Source organism: Pantoea deleyi (assembly GCF_022647325.1).
In the GTDB taxonomy this organism is placed as follows: Bacteria; Pseudomonadota; Gammaproteobacteria; order Enterobacterales; family Enterobacteriaceae; genus Pantoea; species Pantoea deleyi.
Genome location: NZ_CP071405.1, coordinates 2,433,616 through 2,451,468, shown reverse-complemented (window position 1 = coordinate 2,451,468; position 17,853 = coordinate 2,433,616). Strand labels below are relative to the sequence as shown.

Sequence of the window (17,853 nt, the reverse complement as noted above, 5' to 3'; positions counted from 1 at the left end):
TAACCGGAGGGGTGGCATTATTTATATACCTGACAAAGAATTATTTTTTCTACCCACTGGAACAAATAAAAAGAACATTTTTTTTTGGTACAATATCAGGAGTAACCATAACAGTCGCTGCTTTTGTATTTAATAAAATTGGTGAGCATAAAACCCGTAAATCTCCCCCATCCAATCCTGATTGATCCTGATAAAATCCTGACCGGTATCACACTGAGTCGGGATTTTTACTTTATAACTAGTTTGTTACCTTAAGGCGGCTGCCACTCAATTATCCCTTCCGGGATCTCCAGTGGTCGCTTCTGCAACGTGGCAAGACTATAGTCCTGTATTAGGCCCACATTCAGTTCCAGTTGGTGATATTATCGGGGCTGCAGGAGGAGAATTTATTAGCAATGCTGTTAAGGATAGAGTTAATGAGAAGAAAAAATAAGCCGACAGTAGGCTTACTAATTTTAAGCATTTCATACATGGTTTTTTGCTGTTTGATCTTTTTCTCTCTGGCTCAGGTAATGGTAGAACTCATAATGACCGATAAGGTAAGTTTTGAGCGATCAGATATTGAGCATGTTGTGGTCGTAAGTGTTATTGCAGGAACAGCAGCGGCTCTTAGATCATGGATCTTCGCTAAAATAGATGAGCGAAAAGCCAGAAAATCCCACCTATCAGATTCAGAATAAACAAAAAAACTGGTCGAATTTAGCCGGAATTTTTTTACAGCAGTCAAGGAAGGACTTGATTCGTTCTGCCGGCCAAATCCCAGCAGCGTGCTGATGGCAATCGTTTCGGCGCAGAGCCAGCAGCATACAAATGGAGCAGGCAGTAAAAGGAAACCGTGCCGGTTAATGATGACCTGACGGGTGGTAAGCTGGTCAATCCGGCTTAGGATGAAAAGAAAGGAGCGTCGCTGGTTACGCTGGATCGGTCTGGTGAGAAGGGAGCAGGCCATACCGGATATACCGGAGGTGCGCCGGGTACGGCGGGCAATACCACGGTTACGCCGCTTCCTGAGCAGAATAAGGACGATCTGGCTTATCTGGCTGAAGGGGACAAGCCTGCAAATCTTTCTCCTGAAGGGGCTGGTCGCTCAGGTGCTTTTAATGAGGCGAAGAGGCAGTCAGGTATACCTGTATCAAAACATCCGGATAGAGTAACTCCTAATTATGATCGCCGTGGTAAGTTACAGCCAGGTAAAAATGGTAATGCTTCCAATTAGTAGAACATATACTTTTCGATGAATGAGCCGATGACTTTTTCGTGGATTTCGATGGAGCGTGAGAAGCAAATCGTTTTGCGGGCCAGACGCTTAATCCGGGTGCGGAGTGCCAGGTTGTTACGCTCAATGCGTTGCGTAAAAATCTTGCCCGTCAGGTGCTTCTCCTTCGGGACTTCTCTGGCATAGCTTCCCCAGTTGTCACTGGTTATCATACCAATGCTGAACGGTGTTAACAGAGCCAATAGCTCCCTGCAGGTCTCATTTGTACGCGGACCGAAGGTGTAGGCCAGTACGCCGCCTGTTTTGGTGTTGTAAGCGTACCATAGCCAGTGTTGTAGGGCTTTACTGCCAACAAAGGCCCACTGCTCATCGAGTTCACAGATAAGCGCTACGTCGGCATGAGCGACCGGAGAAGAGGTAATCCGGCGGGGTGTCAGTTTTTTAAAGCCCGAATGACTGTGTTGATACCGATTTTTAGTGTTCTGGCGGTATCTCGGATACCTGACCCGTTATGAGTCATATCAATGATTTGCTCTTTGACTCCCGGTTTTCTGGCTTCATAGCGATAAGAAAGCTGGAATACACGGTGACAACACTGGCAGCGGAATCTCTCACGTTTAGTCGGGCTGAGTCCATGTCGGTAAACTTCATCTGAATTACAGCGGGGGCAGTGGACTGTTACGGTAGCCATGAAAACACCTCAAATAACGGCAGGATATCATAAGATCCAACCATTCAGAGGCATTACCGAAAAAACCACACCCGTTGTTATAAAAAGTATTTTTAAAAAATAAGATTTACAATATAATGTTACCTACTTGCGTCATGGACTCCCAAGGCAATCAAGCGAAATATTAAATATCATCTTTATTAACTCAGGAGGAGTTACAGTGTCTTTTAAAAAATTTAAATTAACCCTTGTTATATGCATCCTTGCGTCATTAATTTCTGGTTGTAGTTTACTAAAAGGCTTTAAGGTTCGACAACCAACAACCTATAAAGAGCCAACTGTTTTATCAGATGTTTCCAGAGTTCGATTTATTGGTAATGTTACCGGAACAGGCGTCAGACCTTTCGGATCTGAATATTATGACGGACTCGTTTACCATGGCGTCTGGGGGCATTATAACTCAACAAAAGACATTGGCATGCCGAAAATATCATATAGAAAATCGGATTATGAAGGGTATTATTACGAAGTTTATGTGAAATCGGGCAGAGCCAGATTCCTCATCACAACAGATGCAACCTTAATGGGTACTTGCATGGCGATGTTCGAAGTTAAATTAGAAGCAGGAAAAGACTATGAATTTAATTACGATCCACACGCAAGTCGCGACTCCTGCATTCTTCATGCAAATGAAATAGTTAAAGATGAGAAGATGGGAGCTTACACGCTGAAAAAGATAGAGACGAAAGATGTTTATGGAAAGGGTGATTGGTAAGCCATAACTAACCTGAAAGGAAGCGCGATAAAAATGAAGACCAGACAGCTCATTAAAAAACTATTTATCTTTATTTTCGTTATCTTTTTAACGGGGTGCATAAGTGATGGTAGTTCATCTTATGAGAAATCTCTTTCGGAAATAACACTGAAAAATCACCGCCAATATTTTGTGATTGGGAAAACCACAAAGAGGGATGCATTTCAAGTTTTAGGCCCTCCACAGCAAGAAACAAATAAGGAAAATGGAGAGACAGAGTGGCACTATTTTTATAATAAAGAATCCGTTTATGTTCCAGTCATTGCACCGCTCCCTATTAATTTGAGCGAGTCAAAAAGAATATCATTACTATTTAATAGTAAAGAGGTTTTAAAAGATGTGAGTTTTGTAGAAAAGTAATTCTCAGAGTGTATCCTTGTTCAGGCGAGTCCTATCTTCGCCTGAACATTCTTACGAATGTCCAGGCGAGAAATTTTTATGTCATTCCGAAACTGGTCATATTATCATCAGCACGGAAAAAGTATTTTATAATGAGAAGAAACAGTAGTCTGGAGCCAAAGTCCCACTTTAAACTATAACTCTCGGTAATGCTTCCAATTAGTAGAACATATACTTTTCGATGAATGAGCCGATGACTTTTTCGTGGATTTCGATGGAGCGTGAGAAGCAAATCGTTTTGCGGGCCAGACGCTTAATCCGGGTGCGGAGTGCCAGGTTGTTACGCTCAATGCGTTGCGTAAAAATCTTGCCCGTCAGGTGCTTCTCCTTCGGGACTTCTCTGGCATAGCTTCCCCAGTTGTCACTGGTTATCATACCAATGCTGAACGGTGTTAACAGAGCCAATAGCTCCCTGCAGGTCTCATTTGTACGCGGACCGAAGGTGTAGGCCAGTACGCCGCCTGTTTTGGTGTTGTAAGCGTACCATAGCCAGTGTTGTAGGGCTTTACTGCCAACAAAGGCCCACTGCTCATCGAGTTCACAGATAAGCGCTACGTCGGCATGAGCGACCGGAGAAGAGGTAATCCGGCGGGGTGTCAGTTTTTTAAAGCCCGAATGACTGTGTTGATACCGATTTTTAGTGTTCTGGCGGTATCTCGGATACCTGACCCGTTATGAGTCATATCAATGATTTGCTCTTTGACTCCCGGTTTTCTGGCTTCATAGCGATAAGAAAGCTGGAATACACGGTGCCAACACTGGCAGCGGAATCTCTCACGTTTGGTCGGGCTGAGTCCATGTCGGTAAACTTCATCTGAATTACAGCGGGGGCAGTGGACTGTTACGGTAGCCATGAAAACACCTCAAATAACGGCAGGATATCATAAGATCCAACCATTCAGAGGCATTACCAAAAAGTACTGGAACGCCGTATTACTTCTGGCTTTGCGATTCTGGGTATCCCTGTCACAGGGAATAAAAGAATAGGTATGCCAGCCTCATCTGATAATAATGGTGCTTTCATCAATGAGTTCACCCTGAAACCGGGACAAATGATTCGGGTCATCCACTACTGGACTGAGACTGGGTACTATCAGAACACTCAAAAATCTGCCACTGCTGAATTTATTCCTCAGGCCAACCATGACTACGATATTGTGGTCAGAGGCTCTGAATATGCAGGCGATAGCGTGTCCATCAAAAATCTCACCCCGGATGGCGCCGTAGTGGGCTGGGGCGATGTGAAGGAATGCCCGTCAAAGAGTATTTTTGATTAGTTTCCTCTTCCTTCATTCCTGAAGCCTGGTTGCTTCAGGAATGAATCTTCACTTTTACGGCATAGTCAGTAACCTGGTTACAGGTAGCGATGGAAATGCGGTTGCCAGAACAGGCAGTCAGCTTCTTTATAGCACTTAACAAAGATTTATAATATTGATTTTATTGGTTAAATTTCTGGCTTAAATCGATAACAGTAAAAACTTTCTGCACCTCAGAACTCTCCTAAAAACTGGTCCTGAAAGCAAAGTGACCAATTTCTTCCATTTATCTGATGTTGCAATTTCGGTCCATCTGTAAAACTTCATCCCAACAAACACGGCGCGTCGCGCACGCCGGTTAGACCTCCGTCAACGAGGATGCTTTACGGCAGGAATGCGCGGTAACACTTTTCAGGAGGAACTTCCTGTGAATAAATCAATGTTAGCGGGTATCGGTATTGGTGTGGCAGCAGCGCTGGGTGTTGCCGCCGTGGCAGGCATGAACGTGTTTGATCGCGGCCCGCAATACGCTCAGGTACTTTCTGCAACGCCTATCAAAGAGAGCATCAGGCAGCCACGCCAGGAGTGCCGTAATGTCACCCTGACGCATCGCCGGGCCGTACAGGACGAAAACCGTCTTGCCGGATCGGTGTTAGGTGCAGTGGCAGGGGGTGTGCTGGGTCACCAGTTTGGTGGCGGTCGCGGCAGGGATGTGGCGACGGTAGCGGGTGCGGTAGCGGGCGGTTATGCCGGTAATCAGGTCCAGGCCGGACTGCAGGATCGGGATACTTACACCACCACCGAACAGCGCTGCAAAACAGTTTATGATAAACAAGAGAAAAAACTGGGATATGACGTGACCTATAAAATAGGCGACCAGCAGGGCAAAATCCGTATGGAAAATGACCCCGGCACGCGTATTCCTCTGGACCGCAATGGTCAGCTGATTCTGAACGGCGACCAGGCGTAATTGGGCAAAGCTTTGCCGCACTCGCGGCCACACAGCACGACGTAATGAAAAAGGCGCATCTTCCGGATGCGCCTTTTTCATGGTGTTTCGCCCGCCCGGCGCTCAGCACCGGGCGGGCAGGGTGTCAGACCTGATGCTCAGCCAGTTGTGAGACAAAGCCCTGCACCCACTCCATCCGCAGCTTTCTTTCTGACAGTTCACGGGTGAAACGCAGTCGCGTCGGGCCATCCAGCTTCCACTGCTGCGGTTCCTTCTGCAGCAGGCCGATCAGCCAGGCCGGATCCACCTTGTTCTGCGGCGCAAAATCGAAATAACCGCCTTTGTCGCTGGCTTCGATCTTACGCAGTCCCACGGTTTGCGCCTGCAGGCGGATAATCGCCACATCCAGCAGGTTGCGCGCCGCATCCGGCAGCAGGCCGAAGCGGTCGATCATCTCGACCTTCAGCTCCTGCAGCTCCTCTTCACTTTCCGCGCTGGCAATGCGTTTGTAGAGTGAAAGGCGGGTGCTGACATCGGGGATAAAGCTCTCCGGCAGCAGCGCAGGCATGCGCAGCTCCACCTCGGTCTGATTGCTGGTAAGATCTTCCAGCGACGGCTCGCGTCCCGCTTTCAGCGCCTCGACCGCATTCTCCAGCAGCTCCATGTAGAGCGTGAAGCCCAGCGTCTCCATCTGGCCGCTCTGCTCATCACCCAGCAGCTCGCCCGCGCCGCGAATCTCCAGATCATGGGTCGCCAGCGCAAAACCGGCGCCCAGATCTTCCAGCGAGGCGATCGCCTCAAGGCGTTTATGCGCATCGGCGGTCATCGCCTTTGGATGCGGCGTTAACAGCCAGGCATAGGCCTGATGATGCGAACGCCCGACGCGCCCGCGCAGCTGGTGCAGCTGGGCCAGACCAAAGTGGTCGGCCCGTTCGATGATGATGGTGTTCGCGGTCGGAATGTCGATCCCGGTTTCGATAATGGTGGTGCAGACCAGCACGTTGAAACGCTGATGATGGAAATCGTTCATCACCCGCTCCAGCTCGCGCTCACGCATCTGGCCGTGGCCGATCGCCACCCGCGCTTCCGGCACCAGCTCGCTCAGGCGCTGCGCCGCTTTCTCAATATTTTCAACGTCGTTATAGAGGTAGTAAACCTGGCCGCCACGCAGCACCTCACGCAGGATCGCTTCGCGGATCACCAGGTCATCATATTCGCGGACGAAGGTCTTCACCGCTAAACGACGGGCCGGCGGCGTGGCGATAATGGAGAGATCGCGCATGCCGCTCATCGCCATATTCAGGGTACGCGGAATCGGCGTGGCGGTGAGCGTCAGGATATCCACATCGGCCCGCATCGCCTTGATCCGCTCTTTATGGCGGACCCCGAAGCGGTGCTCCTCATCGACAATCAGCAGACCGAGATCGTGCCATTTCAGGTCGCTCATCAGCAGCTTGTGGGTGCCGATCAGGATGTCGATCTTGCCCTCGCTGGCCTGTTCCAGCACCTGCGCCTGCTCTTTGGCGGTGCGGAAACGGGAAAGCATCTCAATGCGAACCGGCCAGTTGGCGAAGCGATCGCGGAAGTTGTCGTAATGCTGCTGGGCCAGCAGGGTGGTCGGCACCAGCACGGCGACCTGCTTATGGTTCTCGATCGCCAGAAACGCCGCGCGCATCGCCACTTCGGTTTTACCGAAACCGACGTCGCCACATACCAGACGGTCCATCGCCAGCGGCTGGCACATATCGCTCAGTACCGCATTGATTGCCTGCGCCTGGTCTGGAGTCGTCTCAAACGGGAAACTCTCACAGAACAGCTGATACTGCTCACGGTCGTGCTTAAAGGCAAAGCCCGCTTTGGCGGCGCGCTGGGCATAAATATCCAGCAGCTCAGCCGCGACATCGCGCACTTTCTCTGCCGCTTTCTGCCGTGCGCGTGACCAGGCGTCGCTGCCCAGCTTGTGCAGGGGCGCGTTATCGTCCGCACCGCCCGCATAGCGGCTGATCAGGTGCAGCGAGGAAACCGGCACATAGAGTTTGGCGTCATTGGCGTAAGAGAGCATCAGGTATTCCGCCTCAATGCCGCCCGCCTCCAGCGTGGTCAGGCCGATGTATCGTCCTACGCCGTGCTCCAGGTGCACCACCGGCTGGCCGGGGTGCAGTTCCGCCAGGTTGCGGATCAGAATGTCCGGATTGATGGTGTGGCGGGTATCCTGACGGCGACGGCTGACGCGCTCGCCCAGCAGATCGCTCTCACAAATCAGCGCCCGGTTGCCCTGAGTGTCAATAAAACCGCGTTCGCTGGCCCCGATCATCAGCGTGAACCGGTCGTCGCCGTTTTCATCGAAGCGATGCACCGGCTGAGGACGCAGCTTAATCCGCGCCAGCAGCTCCTGCAGGCTCTCACGGCGGCCTTCGCTCTCTACCGAGAAGACGACGGCACCGCTGAAGGTCTCGATAAACTGACGCAGATGGTCGAGCGGCGCTTTGGCCTGCGCCTGAATGGCAAGATCCGGCAGCGGGGTGTAGCCGAGGTTGGTATTGGCCGCTTTCGCGGGCAGCATCTCGCTGGTCATCTGAATGCGCGGCCAGGCTTTCAGCTCGCCCATTAACGCATCCGGGCGCAGCCACAGGGTCACCGGCTCCAGCAGCGGACGCATCGGGTCGACGCGCCGATTCTCATAGCGCGCTTCGGCATCCTGCCAGAAGCGGCTGGCGCTGCCTTCGAGATCGCCACAGTTCACGATCAGGGTGTTATCGGGCAGGTAGCTGAACAGGCTGGGCAATGGCTGCTCGAAAAAGAGCGGCTGCCAGTATTCGATGCCTGCCGGCAGCGTGCCTTTACTGACCTGCTGATAGACATGCTCCGATTCACGGCGCACATCGAACATTTCACGCCAGCGGCTGCGGAACAGCTCAATGGCGGCTTTGTCGCTGGGAAACTCATGCGCGGGCAGCAGGTTGATTTCGGCGACCGCCTCCAGCGTGCGCTGGGTGTCGACGTCAAAAAGGCGCAGGCTGTCGATCTCATCATCAAAGAAGTCGATACGGTAGGGCTGATCGCTGCCCATCGGGAAGAGGTCGAGCAGGGCGCCGCGGGTGGCATATTCCCCGTGCTCCATCACCTGATCCACATGGCGGTAGCCCGCCTGCTCCAGCTGGTCGCGCAGCCGATCGCGTGACAGTTTCTGCCCCTGCTTCATGACCAGCGCATGGCCATGCAGGAAACTGTGCGGGCAGACGCGCTGCATCAGCGTATTGACCGGCATGATCAGCATACCGTTCTGCATCACGGGCAGCTGATAGAGGGTCGACAGACGGGCCGAGATAATATCCTGATGCGGAGAAAAACTGTCATACGGCAGCGTTTCCCAGTCGGCGAGGTAGGCTACCGGCAGATCGGTAAACTGGCGGATCTCATCCAGCAGTCGCAGCGCAGTCTGGGTATCGGGGGTAATCATCAGGACCGGACCGGCGTGGCGTTCGGTAATGCTGGCACACTCTACCGCATGTGCAGCGCCTGTGAGCTGGCCGAGCTGGCGGAGATCGCCGGATTTAACGGGCAGGGTATAACGAGTCTGTTCGGACATGGGATCTCGGGGTTGCTCCATTTTTCCAGGACGTAATCATTCCATATTATGTCAGGGGGATCACCTTTGCGGCACAATTTTCCTGCCGCACCGCGCTGAAGCCGGGCGTTCAGCCCTTACCGGGTGTCGGCGGTAACGAAGCGGATAAGAAGAGGATAGACGCAGACTGGAAAGGAAACAGAGAAAACCACCGTCGCCATGCAGCGACGGGGTTAAACGGGCAGATTATTTTATGGATTGCTGTGTGTAATGCATGCGTGGCCGGTCGATATTGGCCCAGGATAACTCCTGCTCAGGGTGGTAGCTGAGATTGCCGTCGTCCCACTTTACGTAGTACCCGACGGGGGCATCCCGCAGTTCAAAGACGTTGATAATCTCGCCTCTGGTCTCGCCGGATCGATGTTTGACGATGCTGCCTTTGGAAAATTTCGACATGATCGCACCCCTCTCTCTCCCGGTGATGACTCACCCTTTACTCTGTTACTGAGTGTAGTCTAGCCGCAGGTGCGGGGAATAATCCGCCAATAAGCGACGGCTTTATCGGCTATTCCGCTGCTTTGACGCTGAAGGTGACGCATTCTGATGCAACTTTGCTGCCGACTCAGAGGGTTAGAGGTTTCATAAAGCCAGCCGCTCCTTTATCATCCCACTACCTATTTTCAGGCAACGGCTTACTGAATTCCATGTATCAACCTGTCGCGCTATTTATCGGTCTGCGTTACATGCGCGGACGAGCATCGGATCGCTTCGGTCGCTTTGTCTCCTGGCTCTCAACGATTGGCATTACGCTCGGCGTGCTGGCGATGGTGACCGTACTCTCGGTGATGAACGGTTTTGAGCGTGAACTCGAAGGCAACATTCTTGGCCTGATGCCTCAGGCGCTGATCACCAGCGACAAAGGCAGCCTCAATCCGCAGCAGCAACCCGCTGCCTCGCTGAACCTGCAGGGCGTCAGCCGTACCGCACCGCTGACGACCGCCAGCGTGGTGCTGCAAAGTCCGCACAGCGTCGCCGTGGGCGTGATGCTGGGTATCAATCCTGATGAAAAAGATCCGCTGACGCCATTCCTGGTGAACACCCTGCAGAGCGTGCTGCAGCCCGGACAGTACAACGTGATCCTCGGCGAACAGCTCGCGTCGCAGCTGGGCGTAAAACGGGGCGATCAGCTGCGTCTGATGGTGCCGTCGGTCAGCCAGTTTACGCCGATGGGGCGCGTGCCGAGCCAGCGTCTGTTTACCGTGGCGGGCACCTACGCGGCGAACAGCGAAGTCGATGGTTATCAGATCCTGGTCAATCTTCAGGATGCGTCACGCGTGATGCGCTATCCGGCCGGAAACATCACCGGCTGGCGTCTCTGGCTCGACAAGCCGCTGTCGGTGGACAGCCTGAGTCAGCAGAGCCTGCCTGCGGGGCTGGTCTGGAAAGACTGGCGTGAGCGCAAAGGCGATCTCTTCCAGGCGGTGCGCATGGAGAAGAATATGATGGGCCTGCTGCTGAGCCTGATCATCGCGGTGGCGGCGTTTAACATCATCACCTCGCTGGGCCTGCTGATCATGGAGAAGCAGGGCGAAGTGGCGATCCTGCAGACGCAGGGCCTGACGCGCCGGCAGATTGTCGCTGTCTTTATGGTGCAGGGCGCCAGCGCCGGGATTATCGGCACGCTGCTCGGTACGCTGCTGGGCGTGCTGCTGGCCAGCCAGCTCAACAATTTAATGCCGGTGATTGGCCTGTTCCTCGATGGCGCCGCGCTGCCGGTAGATATTAATCCGTGGCAGGTGATTACCATCGCCCTCAGCGCGATGATCGTTGCGCTGTTGTCTACGCTCTATCCTTCGTGGCGCGCTGCCGCCGTTCAACCTGCTGAGGCTTTACGTTATGAGTAACTCTCCTTTGTTGCAGTGCCGCGACCTGTGCAAACGCTATCAGGAAGGCAGCGTGCAGACCGATGTGCTGCGCAATGTGGCTTTCAGCCTCCAGCCCGGCGAACTGACGGCGATCGTCGGCAGCTCCGGTTCCGGTAAAAGTACGCTGCTGCATCTGCTCGGTGGCCTGGACGCGCCGACCTCGGGCGACGTGGTGTTTGACGGTCAGTCACTGAATGCCATGTCCTCCTCGGCCAAAGCGGAGCTGCGCAACCGCGAGCTGGGCTTTATCTATCAGTTCCACCATCTGCTGCCGGACTTCAGCGCGCTGGAGAACGTGGCGATGCCGCTGCTGATTGGCAAAATTGCGAAAGCGGAAGCGCAGGCGCGTGCGCGGGAGATGCTGGCTGCGGTCGGGCTGGATCATCGCGCCGCCCACCGGCCGTCTGAACTGTCGGGCGGAGAGCGTCAGCGTGTCGCGATTGCCCGCGCGCTGGTGAACCGTCCGCGGCTGGTGATGGCGGATGAGCCGACCGGTAATCTGGATGCACGCAACGCCGATGCCATCTTTGAACTGCTGGGCGAACTGAACGTCCGTCAGGGCACCGCGTTTCTGGTGGTGACCCACGATCTGATGCTGGCAAAACGGATGACGCGTCAGATGGAGATGCGCGACGGCCAGTTAAGCGACCAGCTCACTCTGGCAGGAGCGGTGTAATGGGTTCATCGTTATCCCTGTTGCTGGGCCTGCGCTTCAGCCGCGGACGCCGTCGTGGCGGCATGGTGTCGCTGATTTCGGTCATCTCCACCGTGGGAATCGCGCTGGGCGTGGCGGTGCTGATTATCGGCCTGAGCGCCATGAACGGATTTGAGCGCGAGCTGAACAACCGTATTCTGGCGGTCGTGCCGCACGGCGAGATCGAGGCGGTCAATCAGCCGTTCCGCCAGTGGCAGTCCCTGATCGCACCGATAGAGAAGGTACCCGGTATCGCGGCGGCCGCGCCCTATGTGAACTTCACCGGCCTGATTGAGAGCGGCGCCCGGCTGGAGGCGCTGCAGGTGAAGGGCGTCGATCCGGCTCAGGAACCGCGTCTCAGCGCGCTGCCGCAGTTTGTGGCCGATAACGCCTGGTCCTCTTTTGCCGCGGGTAAGCAGCAGATCATCCTCGGCGGCGGCATTGCGAAATCGCTGAATGTGAAGCAGGGCGACTGGATCACCATCATGATCCCCAACAACGATGGTGACAACAAACTGCTGCAGCCCAAACGTATCCGGCTGCAGGTCAGCGGCATCCTGCAACTCAGCGGTATGCTCGATCACAGCCTGGCGCTGGTGCCGCTGGCGGACGCGCAGAAGTATCTGGAGATGGGTGACAGCGTTTCCGGCATCGCCCTGAAAATGAGCGATCCCTTCCAGGCGGTTAAGCTGGTGCGGGATGCCGGGGAAGCGACCCGTTCTTACGTCTATATTAAGAGCTGGATTGGCACCTACGGCTACATGTACCGGGATATTCAGATGATCCGCGCCATCATGTATCTGGCGATGGTGCTGGTGATCGGCGTGGCCTGCTTTAACATCGTCTCTACGCTGGTCATGGCGGTGAAGGATAAGAGCAGTGACATCGCGGTGCTGCGCACGCTCGGCGCGAAAGACCGGCTGATCCGCGCCATCTTCATCTGGTACGGTCTGCTGGCGGGGCTGCTGGGCAGCGTCAGCGGTGTGATCGCGGGCGTGCTGGTGGCGCTGAATCTGACCTCGCTGGTGCGCGGGCTGGAGTCGTTGACCGGCCATCATCTGCTGGCAGGCGATATCTACTTTATCGATTTCCTGCCGTCGGAACTGCACTGGATTGATGTGTTCTCAGTACTGATCACCGCGATTCTGCTGAGTCTGTTAGCGAGCTGGTATCCGGCGAGGCGCGCCAGCCGCATCGACCCGGCTCGGGTATTAAGCGGTCAGTAATAAAAGGCGGCGCGAGTGATTTCGCGCCGTCTCTGTTTTAAGACCTTTGCTGTAGGGCCAGGCCCGCAGCAACCGTTACTATCGGGTGAAGTTACCCGGAAACTGTTTATAGCGGCTCGCCGCAGCCGCTACGCCAGGAGATTTTATGCGTACACCACGTCGCCGCCTGCGACTTGCCCGCCTGAAGAAAACCCGGAGAAAGGTGCATCAGCGCTTCCGTCAGCGCATTTTTGAGCGCGACCGTCAGGCCGAACTGGCCGCCCATCCTCTGCCGCATGTGGTCGTACTGACCGGCGCGGGTATCTCTGCGGAGTCCGGCATCCGGACCTTCCGCGCCGCTGACGGCCTGTGGGAAGAGCATCACGTTGAAGATGTGGCGACACCCGAGGGCTTTCAGCGCGATCCGGCGCTGGTGCAGCGCTTCTACAACGCGCGCCGCCAGCAGCTTCAGCAGGCAGAGATCCAGCCCAACGCGGCCCATCTGGCTCTGGCGGAGCTGGAGCAGGTGCTGGGCGATAATTTCCTGCTGGTGACGCAGAACATCGACAACCTGCATGAACGGGCCGGTAACAGCCGGGTGCTGCACATGCACGGCGAGCTGTTAAAAGTGCGCTGCGTCTCCAGCGGTCAGGTGATCGAATGGACCGGGGATATTACCCCGGACGATCGCTGCACCTGCTGCCAGTTCCCCTCAGCGCTGCGGCCGCATGTGGTGTGGTTTGGTGAGATGCCGCTGGGTATGGAGGAGATTTATCAGGCGCTGGAGCAGGCCGATTACTTTATCGCGATTGGCACCTCGGGCCACGTCTACCCGGCAGCGGGTTTCGTGCATGAGGCTAAACTGCAGGGCGCGCACACGGTTGAACTCAATCTTGAACCAAGCCAGGTCGGCAATGAGTTTGCCGAGCGGCACTATGGCCTCGCAAGCGAGGTGGTGCCGGAGTTTGTTCACACCCTGCTGCGCGGTTGCTTCCGGTAAGCGGGGCAGGTGAGGCTGGCCTGGCGCAGTTCCGGCGTCTGAGATCAATCCCTGCTCCGACGCCGTCAGGCGGGCCCTGGCTGGCCCGCCTGATCCGCGCCCTTCAGCCACGTCCTCTTCAGAAACGGCGGCGCTAGCGGCCGGCTTTCAGCTGCTGGAACAGCGTTTCGTACTGAACGCTGGCCTCACCCACGTCATCCTGCCATTCGCCATGTTTAATCACGTCGGCGGGCGGATAGAGCGAGGGATCGTTCGCCACGGCCGGTGGCAGCAGGGCTTTGGCGGCAGGGTTTGGCGTGGGATAACCGATGGTCTCCGCGACTCTGGCGGCGACGTCCGGGCGCAGCAGGAAGTTAATCAGCTTCAGGGCGCCGGCTCTGTTTTTCGCATTGGCCGGGATCGCCAGGTTATCCATCCAGAAGATGCCGCCCTCTTCAGGCCAGACCACCGCTAACGGCGTACCCGCCTGACGCGCGACATAGGCCGATCCATTCCAGAGCATCCCCAGATTCACCTCGCCTTCCATATAAGGGTTCCCCGGATTATCGGAGTTGAAGGCCAGCACGTTAGGCATCAGTTTTTTCAGCTCCAGATACGCCGCTTTAATCTGCGCCGGATCGCGGGTATTGCCAGAGTAACCCAGCTTGCGCAGCGCCATCTGGAACACTTCGCGCGCATCGTCGGTCAGCAGCAGGCTCTGCTTATATTCCGGCTTCCAGAGGTCGGCCCAGCGGGTCACCTTGCTGGCGTCGATCTCGTCGGTATTCACGCCGATCGCCGTGGCGCCCCAGATATAGGGGATCGAGTAGTCATTGTTGGGATCGAACGGCTTATTCAGCAGATCGGGATCGAGATTACTGAAGTTGCTGAGCTGGCTTTTATCGATCTTCTGCAGCATCCCCTCGTTACGCATCTTCGCCACGAAGTAGGTCGAGGGCACCACCAGATCGTAAGCGCCCTCTTTCCAGGTTTTCAGCTTGGCGTACATGCTCTCGTTGGACTCATAGGTGGAGTAGATCACCTTAATCCCGGTCTCTTTGGTGAACTGCTCCAGCAGCCCTGGCGGCACATACTCCGTCCAGTTATAGAAGTAGAGCGTGTTGCTGTCGTCGGCCTGAGCCACGTTCATGCCCAGCAGCAGCGCACCTGCCGCCAGCCAGTGAGATCGCTTTTTCATCATCTTTCCTCTTATCGATTTCTGTCGCGCAGTAACCACTGGCTGGCCGCAACCAGCAGCAACGACAGCAGCAGTAAAATGGTGGCCAGCGCATTCACCTCCGGTGAGACGCCAACCTTGACCATGGAGTAGATCTTCAGCGGTAAGATCTCAAATGTCGGGCCGGTGACGAACGACGAGACCACCACATCATCCATGGAGAGGGTAAAGCTCAACAGCCAGCCCGCCGCGACCGCAGGCATCGCCAGCGGCAGGATAATCCGGCGCAGGATGGTCGTTTCGCTGGCACCGAGATCTCTGGCCGCCTCCAGCATCCGCACATCAAACCCTTTCAGCCGTGAGTAGACCGTAATCACCACAAACGGCAGGCAGAAGGTGATATGGGAGATCAGCAGCGACCAGAAGCCCAGCGAAATGCCCAGCAGCATAAACAGCACCAGCAGGGAGATCGCCATCACGATGTCCGGCGACATCATCACCACAAACAGCATGCCGCTGACAAACGGCTTGCCGCGAAAGCGATAGCGATAGAGTGCCACGGCGGTGAGGGCACCGATCAGCGTGGCGCAGCTGGCAGAGAGCACGCCCATGATTAACGAATGCTGTGCCGCCTGAAGCAGACTGTCGTTGTTCACCAGCAGGCTATACCACGTCGTCGTGAAGCCCTGCCAGTTAATACCGAACCGGGAGGCGTTAAACGAATTGACGATCAGAATCACAATCGGTATGTAAAACCAGGCGTAAATCAGCGCCATAAACGCGCCGCGTAACAGGCGAGCCATCATCCTAAATCCACCCTGTTATTCAGCAGTCGCGCGACGCGCCAGTAGATCAGCAGCAGCAGCCCCATTATCAGGGTCATGACGACGCTGGTGGCGGCCCCCAGTGGCCAGTCACGGATATTCAGGAACTGGCTCTTGATAATATTGCCGATCAGCAGGTTCCTGGCGCCGCCCATCAGATCGGCAACATAGAACAGCCCCATCGCCGGGATAAACACCAGCAGGCAGCCCGCGATGATGCCGGGCATGGTCAGCGGCAGAATCACCCGGAAAAAGGTCTGCAGTTTACCGGCACCCAGGTCGCGCGCCGCTTCCAGCAGCGGTCTGTCCAGCTTCTCCAGGCTGGAGTAGAGCGGCAGCACCATAAACGGCAGCAGGATATAAATCAGACCCAGGATCACCGCTTCCGGCGTATAGATGATGCGAAACGGCTTGTCGATCAGCCCCAGCGACAGCAGGCCGTCGTTCAGCCAGCCACGGGTGCTGAGGAAGATTTTCAGGCCATAGATGCGGATCAGCGAGTTGGTCCAGAACGGCACAATCAACAGGAACAGCATCAGCGGACGCCGGCGCGGCGGCAGTTTCGTCAGGCACCAGGCGAAGGGATAGCCCAGCAGCAGGCAGCCGAGTGTAGCGATCAGCGCCATATTCAGGGAGTGCAGCAGCACCCCGGCGTAGAGCGGATCGAGCAGGCGTCCATAGTTGCTGAGCGTCGGCGTCGTGCTGACGAAACGGGCTTCATCACGCGTCAGAAAGCTGGTGACGAAGATCATCAGATCAGGAATAAAGACGAACAGCGTCAGCCAGCCGACAATCAGCGCGATGACGCACTTCTGAAAACCATTACGCATCAGCTTCATAGGGCAGTACCACCTCCCAGCCTGGCACCCAGTTCACCACCATTTTCTGATTCAGCGAGTGGTCGAAGTCCGGATCGTCTTCATTAAAGAATTCGCTGACCGTAATCAGCTTGCCATTCTCCAGCGCGACGACGGACTCCAGCGTCATGCCTTTATAGTTCCGTTCGCGCACATAGCCAATCAGGCCATCTGCCGGGCGCTCATCATGGACCTCGTCGACCCGCAGATCTTCCGGCCGCAGCATCACATGCAGCCGGTCACCGGCGCTGACCGGGAAGGGGCAGTGAATCTGACACTCGCGCCCCTCAACGCGCGCCCGCACCGCAGGCGCCTCATCGGCGGCGATGACCTCGGCGTCAAACAGGTTGATTTCGCCGATGAAGCGGGCGACAAACAGGTTTTCAGGCTCTTCGTAGACTTCGCGCGGCGTGCCGTCCTGCACCACCTTGCCATCGCGCATCACCACGATACGGTCGGACATGGTCAGCGCCTCTTCCTGATCGTGCGTGACAAAGACGAAGGTGATGCCGAGCTTACGCTGCAGCGCCTTCAGCTCATTCTGCATCTGACGGCGTAGCTTGTAGTCCAGCGCCGAGAGTGATTCGTCCAGCAGCAGCACTCTGGGCCGGTTGACCACGGCGCGGGCGATCGCCACCCGCTGCTGCTGACCGCCAGAGAGCTGATGCGGACGCCGATCGGCGAAGCTCTCCAGCTGCACCATTGCCAGCGCTTCGTTAACCCGTTCGCTTATCTGCGCCGCCGGCGTTTTCTGCATCCGCAGGCCAAACGCCACGTTCTCAAACACCGTCATGTGCGGGAACAGCGCATAGCTCTGGAACACGGTATTGACGTGACGATGCTCGGCGGGCGTGTCGGTAATATCCTGATTATCGAGCGTGATCTGGCCGCGGTCGGCATCTTCGAGACCGGCGATCAGGCGCAGGATCGTCGTTTTGCCGCAGCCCGACGGGCCGAGCAGGGTGATAAACTCACCGTGATGAATGGTCAGGTTAAAATCATCAATGATGGTTTTACCGTCGAAAGCTTTACTGATGCCAGAAAGCGTAACCAGCGCCTGCTGTGCGCGTGTTTGCGTCATTTTAGTCTCAGTCTGTTAGAGGTCGGACAGGTTTCAGCGTAGCCGCATCGCGCAGCCAGCCAGCAAAGAGGGCGGATGATACCTGAAAAATACGGTAATGCCATGATTTGCCTGCCCGATCGGGGCTAATGGGCGCAATGACGGAAAAGATTGCGGGATTTACCGCAACATTCGCCGGGTGCGTCGCTTTTTTCAGGCTTACCGCTTTCCCAAAGGTCCCCGACAGCGCTAACCTGTCT

At 55.6% G+C, this 17,853-nt stretch carries 17 protein-coding genes; 9 read left to right on the top strand and 8 right to left on the bottom strand.

Annotated elements, in window-relative coordinates; genetic code table 11:
• Positions 1-416: 416 nt before the first annotated feature.
• Positions 417-680, top strand: a complete 264-nt coding sequence (locus J1C59_RS11570) for a hypothetical protein (RefSeq protein ID WP_128086896.1) — start codon at positions 417-419, stop codon at positions 678-680.
• A gap of 532 nt (positions 681-1,212) precedes the next feature.
• Here J1C59_RS11570 and J1C59_RS11565 read toward each other — a convergent pair.
• Positions 1,213-1,907 (bottom strand): IS1 family transposase gene (locus tag J1C59_RS11565; protein WP_140917190.1). Its coding sequence is split into 2 segments (ribosomal slippage): positions 1,213-1,664 and positions 1,664-1,907, totalling 696 coding nucleotides; the frame shifts between segments, so codons are not numbered across the junction.
• Positions 1,908-2,106: 199 nt separating this feature from the next.
• Between J1C59_RS11565 and J1C59_RS11560 the strand changes: the two genes are divergently transcribed.
• Positions 2,107-2,661 carry a hypothetical protein gene (locus tag J1C59_RS11560; RefSeq protein WP_128086982.1) on the top strand — a complete coding sequence of 185 codons (555 nt, stop codon included), beginning with the start codon at positions 2,107-2,109 and terminating at the stop codon, positions 2,659-2,661.
• A gap of 33 nt (positions 2,662-2,694) precedes the next feature.
• Positions 2,695-3,060 (top strand): hypothetical protein, encoded by a 366-nt coding sequence (locus J1C59_RS11555; RefSeq protein WP_128086981.1) that lies wholly within the window; start codon positions 2,695-2,697, stop codon positions 3,058-3,060.
• A gap of 198 nt (positions 3,061-3,258) precedes the next feature.
• On the opposite strand, the gene J1C59_RS11550 is transcribed toward J1C59_RS11555, so the two are convergent.
• Positions 3,259-3,953, bottom strand: a protein-coding gene (locus tag J1C59_RS11550) for an IS1 family transposase (RefSeq protein ID WP_128086993.1) whose coding sequence is annotated in 2 segments (ribosomal slippage) — positions 3,259-3,710 and positions 3,710-3,953 — 696 coding nt in all. Because the reading frame shifts where the segments join, the coding sequence is not laid out codon by codon here.
• 135 nt (positions 3,954-4,088) lie between these two features.
• Between J1C59_RS11550 and J1C59_RS11545 the strand changes: the two genes are divergently transcribed.
• Together J1C59_RS11545 and J1C59_RS11540 are read left to right on the top strand one after the other, a co-directional pair.
• The gene (locus J1C59_RS11545; RefSeq protein ID WP_242281328.1) at positions 4,089-4,376 is read left to right on the top strand and encodes a hypothetical protein; all 288 of its coding nucleotides are present in this window, start codon (positions 4,089-4,091) and stop codon (positions 4,374-4,376) included.
• A 406-nt stretch (positions 4,377-4,782) separates the two neighbouring features.
• A complete protein-coding gene (locus J1C59_RS11540) occupies positions 4,783-5,325 on the top strand; it encodes a glycine zipper 2TM domain-containing protein (RefSeq protein WP_111138716.1) in 543 nt (180 codons plus the stop codon).
• 124 nt (positions 5,326-5,449) lie between these two features.
• Here the strand turns inward: J1C59_RS11540 and mfd are convergent, their stop codons facing one another.
• Both mfd and J1C59_RS11530 read right to left on the bottom strand, forming a co-directional pair.
• Positions 5,450-8,893: a transcription-repair coupling factor gene (mfd, locus tag J1C59_RS11535; protein ID WP_128085102.1), complete on the bottom strand. Its 3,444-nt coding sequence runs from the start codon at positions 8,891-8,893 to the stop codon at positions 5,450-5,452.
• A 225-nt stretch (positions 8,894-9,118) separates the two neighbouring features.
• The gene (locus J1C59_RS11530) at positions 9,119-9,328 is read right to left on the bottom strand and encodes a hypothetical protein (protein ID WP_128085103.1); all 210 of its coding nucleotides are present in this window, start codon (positions 9,326-9,328) and stop codon (positions 9,119-9,121) included.
• Between the two features lie 248 nt (positions 9,329-9,576).
• On the opposite strand from J1C59_RS11530, the gene lolC reads away from it, so the two are divergent.
• The 4 genes from lolC to cobB all read left to right on the top strand — a co-directional run bounded on the left by lolC (position 9,577) and on the right by cobB (position 13,696).
• On the top strand, positions 9,577-10,776 hold the full coding sequence (gene lolC / locus J1C59_RS11525; protein ID WP_128085104.1) for a lipoprotein-releasing ABC transporter permease subunit LolC: 1,200 nt from the start codon (positions 9,577-9,579) through the stop codon (positions 10,774-10,776).
• On the top strand, positions 10,769-11,473 hold the full coding sequence (lolD, locus tag J1C59_RS11520) for a lipoprotein-releasing ABC transporter ATP-binding protein LolD (protein ID WP_128085105.1): 705 nt from the start codon (positions 10,769-10,771) through the stop codon (positions 11,471-11,473). Before lolC ends, lolD begins: the two co-directional genes overlap by 8 nt.
• Positions 11,473-12,717, top strand: coding sequence for a lipoprotein-releasing ABC transporter permease subunit LolE (gene lolE, locus J1C59_RS11515; RefSeq protein ID WP_128085106.1), 1,245 nt, complete (start codon positions 11,473-11,475; stop codon positions 12,715-12,717). Before lolD ends, lolE begins: the two co-directional genes overlap by 1 nt.
• Before the next feature lie 145 nt (positions 12,718-12,862).
• Positions 12,863-13,696, top strand: coding sequence for a Sir2 family NAD+-dependent deacetylase (gene cobB, locus J1C59_RS11510; protein WP_128085107.1), 834 nt, complete (start codon positions 12,863-12,865; stop codon positions 13,694-13,696).
• A gap of 133 nt (positions 13,697-13,829) precedes the next feature.
• Here the strand turns inward: cobB and potD are convergent, their stop codons facing one another.
• The 4 genes from potD to potA are packed head-to-tail and all read right to left on the bottom strand — an operon-like array spanning position 13,830 to position 17,614.
• Positions 13,830-14,873 (bottom strand): spermidine/putrescine ABC transporter substrate-binding protein PotD, encoded by a 1,044-nt coding sequence (gene potD / locus J1C59_RS11505; RefSeq protein WP_128085108.1) that lies wholly within the window; start codon positions 14,871-14,873, stop codon positions 13,830-13,832.
• Between the two features lie 11 nt (positions 14,874-14,884).
• The gene (potC, locus tag J1C59_RS11500; RefSeq protein WP_128085109.1) at positions 14,885-15,658 is read right to left on the bottom strand and encodes a spermidine/putrescine ABC transporter permease PotC; all 774 of its coding nucleotides are present in this window, start codon (positions 15,656-15,658) and stop codon (positions 14,885-14,887) included.
• Positions 15,655-16,506 (bottom strand): spermidine/putrescine ABC transporter permease PotB, encoded by an 852-nt coding sequence (gene potB / locus J1C59_RS11495; protein ID WP_128085131.1) that lies wholly within the window; start codon positions 16,504-16,506, stop codon positions 15,655-15,657. Before potB ends, potC begins: the two co-directional genes overlap by 4 nt.
• The gene (gene potA / locus J1C59_RS11490; protein WP_128085110.1) at positions 16,499-17,614 is read right to left on the bottom strand and encodes a spermidine/putrescine ABC transporter ATP-binding protein PotA; all 1,116 of its coding nucleotides are present in this window, start codon (positions 17,612-17,614) and stop codon (positions 16,499-16,501) included. Before potA ends, potB begins: the two co-directional genes overlap by 8 nt.
• Positions 17,615-17,853 lie beyond the last annotated feature (239 nt).